Source organism: Streptomyces sp. rh34 (assembly GCF_002551245.1).
Taxonomy (GTDB): domain Bacteria; phylum Actinomycetota; class Actinomycetes; order Streptomycetales; family Streptomycetaceae; genus Streptomyces.
In genome coordinates this window covers 1-5,032 of the sequence record NZ_NTGZ01000381.1, presented here as the reverse complement: position 1 = coordinate 5,032, position 5,032 = coordinate 1, and the positions used below count along the sequence as shown (strand labels likewise).

Below are 5,032 nucleotides of genomic sequence, written 5' to 3'. Positions count from 1 at the left end.
CGTCCGGGCCGGGCCGCCAGCCGTTCTCCAGCGCGCGGCGGGCGATGTTGGGGCCGCTGGCGATGCCCTCGACGCAGCCGCGCGCACCGCAGGGGCAGGGGTCGCCGTCGAGGTCGACGCTGATGTGGCCGATGTGCCCGGCGTTGCCCGAGGGGCCGGGCCGCAGGGTGCCGCCGAGGACGAGGCCGCCGCCGACGCCCGTCGACACGACGAGGCACAGCGCGTTGTCGTAGCCCCGCGCCGCACCGAGCCAGTGCTCGGCGGCCGTCATCGCGACCCCGTCGCCGACCAGCGCGACCGACAGTCCGCCCGCCGTCTTGTGCACCCGCTCCACCAGCGGGAAGTCCCGCCAGCCGGGGACGTTGACCGGGCTGACCGTGCCGGCGGCGGCATCCACCGGACCGGCGCTGCCGATGCCGACGGAACCGGCGCGGCGCCACAGGGGCGAGGTCATCAGCTCGCCCAGCACCTCGTCCACGGCGCCCATGACCGCCTCGCCGCCCTCCCGGGCGGGCGTCGGCCGCTGTGCCCGTACGAGGAGGGATCCTTCGCCGTCCACCAGCGCTCCGGCGATCTTGGTGCCGCCGATGTCGAGCGCGGCGACGAGGTCGGTATGCATCGGTGTGGGCTCTCCGGATCGGTGAAGGGGCGGGACCTGCGGGTTCCGTCCATAGTCTGCACAGTCTCCATTCTGTTGACAACGTTGTCCAGGGCCTATGCTCGACGCCACAGCCCCCGCTCACCCCCGCGGCGCCCCACTCGGGGCCGACGGGAGCACCGCAGCCCCGCCCGTAATCCGACGACAGGACAGCGCACGTGGACCGGACCGCCCGTCATTCCGAGACCCGCTACGGCAACCGGCCGACCATGAAGGACGTGGCGGCCCGCGCCGGAGTCGGCCTGAAGACGGTCTCCCGGGTGGTGAACAGCGAGCCCGGCGTCACGCCCGACACCGAGCGCCGCGTACAGGAGGCGATCGACGCGCTCGGCTTCCGCCGCAACGACAGCGCCCGTGTGCTGCGCAAGGGGCGTACGGCATCCATCGGACTGGTCCTGGAGGATCTGGCGGACCCGTTCTACGGTCCGTTGAGCCGCGCGGTGGAGGAGGTCGCCCGCGCGCACGGCGCGCTGCTGATCAACGGCTCCAGCGCCGAGGACCCGGAGCGGGAGCAGGAGTTGGTGCTGGCGCTGTGCGCCCGCCGGGTGGACGGTCTGATCGTGATCCCGGCGGGCGACGACCACCGTTATCTGGAGCCGGAGATCAAGGCGGGCATCGCCACGGTCTTCGTGGACCGCCCTGCGGGCCACGTGGACGTCGACATGGTGCTCTCCGACAGCTTCGGCGGGGCCAGGGAGGGAGTGGCGCACCTCATCGCGCACGGCCACCGCAGGATCGGGTTCATCGGCGACCAGCCGCGGATCCACACGGCCACCGAGCGACTGCGCGGCTATCACGTCGCCATGCGGGACGCGGGCATCACCGTCGAGGACGGCTGGGTCTCCCTCGGCTCCACCGAGCCGGAGCGGGTGCGGGCCGCCGTCGAGGAGATGCTCTCCGGGCCCGAGCCGGTCACCGCCCTGTTCGCGGGCAACAACCGGGTGACGGTGACGGCGGTCCGGGTGATCGCGGAGCGGGAACGGCCGGTGGCGCTGGTCGGGTTCGACGACATCGAGCTGGCCGACCTGCTCGGCATCACCGTGATCTCGCAGGACGCGGCGGCGGTCGGCAGGACCGCCGCCGAGCACCTCTTCCGCCGCCTCGACGGGGCGGACCACGCCACGGCGCGGGTGGAACTGCCGACAAAGCTGATCCCTCGCGGCTCGGGCGAACTGCCCCCGGCCTGAGACCTGTCGGACGCGGCCCGTACGAGGGCATGGGTCCGCCCGAGGACATGGGGCCGCCACACGGGAGGGCGAGGTCGCGGCACGAGGGCGTCGGGCCGTGGGCCGGGGCCACGACGGGCGCGGTCAGGCCCCCGTGCCGGCCGGCCGGAAGCCCCGGGTCAGCAGGGCCAGCAGCTGCGCGGGGGCGTCCTCCTGCACCGTGTGGCCCGCGCCCTCGATCCAGTGCAGCTCGGAGTGCGGGATCAGCGCGTGCAGCTGCTCGGCGAAGGGCGCCGGCAGGAACCGGTCCTCACGCCCCCAGATGATCCGGGTCGGCACCGGAACGTCCCCCAGCAGGTGCTGGAACTCGTCGGTCGCGGCCTGGTCGGCCTGCCGGTACTGGCGGTAGTACGCGGCCCGGCCGCGCTCGCCGCGCCACGGATCGAGATGGGCGGCCAGGACGTCCGCCCGGTAGCCGGTGTGCGTGGCGTGGCGCAGATGGCTCTCGACCAGCGCCTCGTGGGCGTAGCCGGGAAGTTGCTCGAAGAGGGCCGCGTTCTCCCTGATGAGCCGGAAGAGCCCGGTGCCCCACTCCCCGCAGGCCACCGCGTCCACCAGGGTGAGGTCCGCGTACCGCGCGCCGTCCAGGAGCAGGGTCCGCAGGGCCACGGCCCCGCCGATGTCGTGGGCGATCACACGCGGGCGTTCCAGCCCCCAGTGCTCCAGAAGCCGGGTGAAAACCTTCGCCTGCGCCGCCGGGCCGACGTCCTGTCCGTCGCGCTGCTCCGACTGCCCGAACCCGAGCAGGTCCCAGAGGTGGACGCGGTGGTCGCGGGCGAGCGCCGGGGCTATGTCGCGCCAGATGAGCGAGGAGAACGGGGTGCCGTGCAGCAGGACCACCGGCTGCCCCTCCCCCAGCACGTCCCAGCGCACCGCCCCTTCCGGGGTCTCGAAGGTCCTGGTCAGCTTCCCGTTCATGAGGTGCCTCCTGATGCGTGGTGGGGAGGGGCGGAACTCCGCCATGCCCTCGACGTTACCAGCTAACGCCTGTTGTCGGTAACCTTGATAAAGTGGTGCTCATGCGACGGAACCCTGCGCCCGCGGAGCTCGAACTGGTCGAGGACTTCTGCAACACGGCGACCCATCTCCACGGCGAGGACGACCTCGCCCGGCCGGAGACGGCGGCCCGATGGCTCGGTGCGCACGGCTTCCCGACATCGGCCTCCCCCGGGGAGCTGACCTCGCTCGCGGAGGCGCGGGAGACCGTGCGGGCCTTTCTGGTCGAGCGGACCTCGCCGGAGGCGGTCGACGCTCTCAACCGGCTCATCGCCGCGGTGGCGGGCGCTCCGGCCGTGCGCCCCGACGGGGCGCTCACCCTGCGGCCGGCCTCCGGCGGGACGGTGGCGGAGGTGGTGCGCCAGGTGCTCGAAGCCCTCCTGATCCACGGCCTGACCGGGCGTCACGCCACCCGCCTCAAGGCCTGCGCGGCCCCGGAGTGCCGCTGGGTCTTCTACGACCGGGCGCCCTCGTCGAACGGCCTCTGGTGCGACATGGACGTCTGCGGCGCACGGCACAAGATGCGGGCCTACCGCGCCCGTGGCGGCGCGGCCGCACGCCGGGGCACCTAGGGTCTTTCGCTTGGTTCATTCGGGCACACGGGAGCGCCCCGGCGGGACCGACCGTCCCGCCGGGGCGCGAGATCCGCCGACGCCCCGCTACGGAGCCGTGACCGTCAGATCGCCCCGGCGCGGCGAGGCGAAGGCCTCCAGGTCCGCGCGGGTCAGGCCGGTCAGCCGGGCCACCTCGGCGGTGTCCAGCGCGCCGCAGTCGATGCCGCGCAGCAGGTAGCCGCTGAGGGCCTTGGCGGTGGCGGGCTCGTCCATGACGTCGCCGCCCGCCTTGGCCACGTAGGCGGCGAGCCGGGCGGCGGCCGGCGCCAGGCCCTCCCGGTAGAAGGCGTAGACGGCCGCGTAACGCGTCGGCAGGTGGGCGGGGTGCATGTCCCAGCCCTGGTAGTACGCACGGGCGAGAGCCCGGCGGGTGAGGCCGTAGTGGAGCCGCCAGGCCTCGTGGACCCGGTCGGCCGGACCCACGGGCAGGACGTTGGTCGAGCCGTCGGAGACGCGTACGCCGGTGCCCGCGGCGGCGACCTGCATGACGGCCTTGGCGTGGTCGGCGGCCGGGTGGTCGCTGGCCTGGTAGGCGGCGCTGACCCCGACGCAGGCGCTGTAGTCGAAGGTGCCGTAGTGCAGCCCGGTCGCCCGGCCCCGTGCCGCGTCGATCATGCGGGCGACGGCGGCGGTCCCGTCGGCGGCGAGGATCGACTGGCTGGTCTCGATCTGGATCTCGAAGCCGATGCGTCCGGAGTCCAGACCGTGCGCCTTCTCGAAGGCTTCGAGGAGCTGGACGAAGGCGGTGACCTGCTCGGGGTAGGTGACCTTCGGGAGGGTCAGCACGAGCCCTTCGGGCAGACCTCCGGCCGCCATCAGCCCGCTGAGGAAGACGTCCGTGGTACGGATGCCGCGGTCACGGACGCCGGCCTCCATGCACTTCATCCGGATGCCCATGTACGGGGCCGCGGTGCCGTTCGCGTACGCCTCCGAGACCAGCCGGGCGGCGCGGGCGGCGGCCTCGTCCTCCTCGGCGTCCGGGCGGGGGCCGTAGCCGTCCTCGAAGTCGATGCGCAGATCCTCGACGGGCTCGCGCTCCAGCTTGGCGCGTACGCGGTCGTGGACCGGCCCCGCCAGCTCCTCGGGGATGCCGAGGACGGCGGCGAACGAAGAGGCGTCGGGGGCGTGTTCGTCGAGGGCGGCCAGCGCCTGGTCGCCCCAGGAGCGCAGGGTGCCGGGCTCGAAGACGTCGCCGGGTACGTAGACGGTGTGCACGGGCTGGCGGGTGCCGGGATCGCCCGGGTAGCGGCGGGCGAGTTCCGCGTCGACCGCCGTGAGGGAGGCGCTGATCTCCTCGCTGACCGCACCGGCGAGGCTCGTTGCCACCTTCTCCTGCTGACCCATGACCATACCCTCCACGCTCTCGCTGTTTCCGCTTCCCGGAATCAACAATCCGTATAGTGAAGTTATAAGGCCGCTCGATCTCCGTCAATGGTCGCCCGGAACGGCCGCGGGCCGCGCGGTGGGGTTCACCGTGCGGCCCGGGGCGGGGGTGTTCGCCGGGGGTCAGCCCTTGCGGGTGTTGATCTCCTCGGTGA

General features: G+C 73.3%; 6 protein-coding genes. 3 read left to right on the top strand and 3 right to left on the bottom strand.

Translation table 11 applies throughout. The features are described 5' to 3' along the window. Positions 1-619: ROK family protein (locus CR470_RS35625; protein WP_097871694.1), on the bottom strand; the 619-nt coding region annotated here is incomplete at its 3' end. A gap of 197 nt (positions 620-816) precedes the next feature. Between CR470_RS35625 and CR470_RS35620 the strand changes: the two genes are divergently transcribed. Then, positions 817-1,845 (top strand): LacI family DNA-binding transcriptional regulator, encoded by a 1,029-nt coding sequence (locus CR470_RS35620; RefSeq protein ID WP_097871692.1) that lies wholly within the window; start codon positions 817-819, stop codon positions 1,843-1,845. A gap of 123 nt (positions 1,846-1,968) precedes the next feature. Here the strand turns inward: CR470_RS35620 and CR470_RS35615 are convergent, their stop codons facing one another. Beyond that, positions 1,969-2,802 carry an alpha/beta fold hydrolase gene (locus CR470_RS35615; protein WP_097871690.1) on the bottom strand — a complete coding sequence of 278 codons (834 nt, stop codon included), beginning with the start codon at positions 2,800-2,802 and terminating at the stop codon, positions 1,969-1,971. A 101-nt stretch (positions 2,803-2,903) separates the two neighbouring features. Here CR470_RS35615 and CR470_RS35610 point away from each other — a divergent pair, with 101 nt between their 5' ends. Next, positions 2,904-3,452, top strand: a complete 549-nt coding sequence (locus CR470_RS35610) for a CGNR zinc finger domain-containing protein (RefSeq protein WP_097871699.1) — start codon at positions 2,904-2,906, stop codon at positions 3,450-3,452. An 87-nt stretch (positions 3,453-3,539) separates the two neighbouring features. Here CR470_RS35610 and CR470_RS35605 read toward each other — a convergent pair whose 3' ends face one another. Continuing rightward, entirely contained in the window at positions 3,540-4,838 is a 1,299-nt protein-coding gene (locus tag CR470_RS35605) for a DUF6986 family protein (protein WP_097871696.1), read from the bottom strand. Here CR470_RS35605 and CR470_RS40135 point away from each other — a divergent pair. Then, a partial coding sequence (locus CR470_RS40135) for a hypothetical protein (RefSeq protein WP_218923801.1) occupies positions 4,837-5,032 on the top strand: 196 nt, incomplete at its 3' end. The two genes, CR470_RS35605 and CR470_RS40135, sit on opposite strands and share 2 nt — an antisense overlap.

What these genes read in the sequence shown, in the direction of transcription:
- CR470_RS35615 (WP_097871690.1), bottom strand. Translation starts at nt 2,802, where the DNA reads ATGAACGGGAAGCTGACCAGGACCTTCGAGACCCCGGAAGGGGCGGTG.
- CR470_RS35605 (WP_097871696.1), bottom strand. Translation starts at nt 4,838, where the DNA reads ATGGGTCAGCAGGAGAAGGTGGCAACGAGCCTCGCCGGTGCGGTCAGC.
- CR470_RS35610 (WP_097871699.1), top strand. Translation starts at nt 2,904, where the DNA reads ATGCGACGGAACCCTGCGCCCGCGGAGCTCGAACTGGTCGAGGACTTC.